Below are 2537 nucleotides of genomic sequence, written 5' to 3' on the forward strand. Positions count from 1 at the left end.
TCCTAAATCTATTTTCAAATAAAAACGGATGGTCTAATGAAATGGGTAGTTTTTAGCCCATCGGACGCTATTTATATCAAAAGATAATATTTTGCCATCATTTTTTGTGGCATATAATTCACTTTTTGAGGTAAAGAAATTTATTTGCTTTTTTGAACTATTTATCTATTTCATCCGTCACGTAATGACAGATATGATACCAGACAATAAAATTCTTAATCTTTCCTATACCTCCGGATCTGTTTTACGGAAATTCAGAATTTTATATGTCTTTTAAAAAGTGAAATATCACCCTCTTTTTTAGTGAAATATTAGTTCATTTTCTTTCAAGAAGGGGAACTATGCACTAAACATGGAGGTGTATCATATGCCAAAACAAACAGATAAAGAACTGGGATTGTTTTTTAGAGAACGCCCGACACGAGCAAAAATTGACTTATGAAGAATTAGCTGAAAAAGCAGAAATGTCCAGCCGATATTTAAAGGAAATTGAAAATGGGGGCCGAGGTTCCCAGTTTCCATTAAATTCAGAAAACTGGTACGCGCTTTAAATGTTCCTCCTGAACCATTGTTTTATCCAAACAATCATACAGATAATCTTTGATTATCAACGCCTGCTCATGTACCTGTCAAAATGCAACGATGAGCAAATTACCGCTATCCTTGCCATCGTAGAAGCATACCTGCGCACATACAAAATTCCTACAGACCACGATAAACAAGATCCCTGAAATTCATTTGAATTCTATCTGAATTATTCTGAAGAAGCGGTATGGTTTCCCATACCGCCACTCTTAACGTGCATATTTTTCTATCATTCTCTTAATATTCGTGGATTTCTTTATTGCCCCTATATTAATAAGAAACTCAACTACATCCATCATTCCCTGGTAATAAGCCCGCTGCTCCTCTTCATAATGGAAATGTTCTAACTGATCCAGATATTTATTCCAGAAATTCTGCTCACGCTCTGGGATTTTTTCCAGATGTAGTGGCAGCTTCTTTTGTATTTGTTTCAAATTCTTCTCTGCTTCTTTCCATTCTTCCGGCTGTACTGTATATTCTCTTTCTCCGGAGTCACAGCGCAATTCCTCAAATAAATTCGATACTGCTTCATAAAATTCATTCATCTTCTTTCCACCTCTCATTAGAATTATTTCTCATTACAGGCAGCATTATCATTTTCTTATTTCAAAAATCAAATAAACTTTCCAAAAACTTCATCTTTAGAAGTATAGTAACAATATTTTTCCTTAAAATCAATAATAATACTTCATCTTTAGAAATTTTTGAGGATCAGAATGATTATTTATTGGGATAAAAAAACGAACAGTAAAAACAGAATAGGACAACGGGTAAAAGAATTACGAAAGGCTCATAATCTTACTCAGAAAACACTCGCTGCCAAATTACAACTTGCAGGATATGATTTTAATGATCTGGCAATCCTGCGAATTGAACAAGGCACACGTTTCGTTCCCGACTACGAAGTTGTCGCACTGGCCGAAGTATTTAATGTTTCCTGCGAATATCTTCTTGGTCTGACGGACGCTCCTGCAAAATAATTCAATTGTATTGCTGCCCATTCTATGCTAAACTATGGATAGATACTTCTGAACAACATACACTATTTATAAACCGTATGATTGGAGTGATTTCATGGAATTAACAAAAAAAGTCCCTACAACCGATAAAAACCAGGAAAACAATCATCTTCTCCGCATGTTAGACCGGGGAATTGATGATATGGAAGCTGGTCGTGAATTGCCACTGGAAGATGCTTTTCGCAAAATCACAGAATTAAGGGATGCACGAAGAAATGCAAGAATATAAAATTATTTTAATCTGGGAAGCAATTTACGATGTCACAGACATTGCAGATTATATTGAAGAAGAATTCGGCCAGCAACGTGCTGACCGTTTTCAATCTGATCTGAAAGAACAAATGCAGAATTTAGGCCAGTTCAGTACTGCCTTTCCCCGAACTCAAATTCTGTACAGAGGATATTCCATACATAAAAGATCTTTTCCGCCATCTATTATTTTTTATATTATAATGGAAGAGACAAAAGAGATTCATATTCTCCGAGTGTTGCGCCATGAACGAGATTGGGAAAATATCCTGTTGCAAAGATCAACTTATACATATCCGGAATAAATAGCCGGAAGCCGATCAGAGATTTTTCTGAAAGGTATCCCTGGCCCTCTTATATTTTATAATTTCTTAATTTGACGCTTCCGCCTACTCCTGTTAAAATAAACTGTAGACACATCTATCCAAAACATCATACAGCCAAGTAATATAACTGTCATAGCCGAACTGGTTAGACAGTTTTTTTGTACTCTTTTTTATAGAAAAAAACGAATTGGAGGATTTCAATGAGCAAACGTACCAGAATTCATCCCGTACAATTTTATTTGAATGATGACGAACAATACATTTTAGAAGAAAAATATCGTCTTTCCAGGATGAAAAGCAAATCTGCCTTTCTACGGAAAATGATCTTATATGGATTTGTATATGAAGTAGACTACTC

At 35.2% G+C, this 2537-nt stretch carries 5 protein-coding genes; 4 read left to right on the forward strand and 1 reads right to left on the reverse strand.

The window, feature by feature from the left end:
• The first annotated feature begins 431 nt into the window (after positions 1–431).
• The gene (locus AC075L_RS16120) at positions 432–551 is read left to right on the forward strand and encodes a helix-turn-helix domain-containing protein (protein ID WP_476387905.1); all 120 of its coding nucleotides are present in this window, start codon (positions 432–434) and stop codon (positions 549–551) included.
• A 243-nt stretch (positions 552–794) separates the two neighbouring features.
• Here the strand turns inward: AC075L_RS16120 and AC075L_RS16125 are convergent, their stop codons facing one another.
• On the reverse strand, positions 795–1130 hold the full coding sequence (locus tag AC075L_RS16125; protein WP_243099551.1) for a hypothetical protein: 336 nt from the start codon (positions 1128–1130) through the stop codon (positions 795–797).
• Between the two features lie 171 nt (positions 1131–1301).
• Between AC075L_RS16125 and AC075L_RS16130 the strand changes: the two genes are divergently transcribed.
• The 3 genes from AC075L_RS16130 to AC075L_RS16140 all read left to right on the forward strand — a co-directional run bounded on the left by AC075L_RS16130 (position 1302) and on the right by AC075L_RS16140 (position 2158).
• Positions 1302–1565, forward strand: coding sequence for a helix-turn-helix domain-containing protein (locus AC075L_RS16130; protein WP_015541275.1), 264 nt, complete (start codon positions 1302–1304; stop codon positions 1563–1565).
• A 94-nt stretch (positions 1566–1659) separates the two neighbouring features.
• The gene (locus AC075L_RS16135; protein WP_005426514.1) at positions 1660–1833 is read left to right on the forward strand and encodes a hypothetical protein; all 174 of its coding nucleotides are present in this window, start codon (positions 1660–1662) and stop codon (positions 1831–1833) included.
• Entirely contained in the window at positions 1820–2158 is a 339-nt protein-coding gene (locus tag AC075L_RS16140) for a type II toxin-antitoxin system RelE/ParE family toxin (RefSeq protein WP_118409643.1), read from the forward strand. Before AC075L_RS16135 ends, AC075L_RS16140 begins: the two co-directional genes overlap by 14 nt.
• Positions 2159–2537: the final 379 nt, after the last annotated feature.

Source organism: Blautia sp. ZXY-1-B12, from assembly GCF_056339915.1.

Excerpts from the sequence above, each read along its gene's own strand:
- AC075L_RS16125 (WP_243099551.1), bottom strand. The coding sequence starts at position 1,130 with ATGAATGAATTTTATGAAGCAGTATCGAATTTATTTGAGGAATTGCGC.
- AC075L_RS16140 (WP_118409643.1), top strand. The coding sequence starts at position 1,820 with ATGCAAGAATATAAAATTATTTTAATCTGGGAAGCAATTTACGATGTC.
- AC075L_RS16130 (WP_015541275.1), top strand. The coding sequence starts at position 1,302 with ATGATTATTTATTGGGATAAAAAAACGAACAGTAAAAACAGAATAGGA.
- AC075L_RS16135 (WP_005426514.1), top strand. The coding sequence starts at position 1,660 with ATGGAATTAACAAAAAAAGTCCCTACAACCGATAAAAACCAGGAAAAC.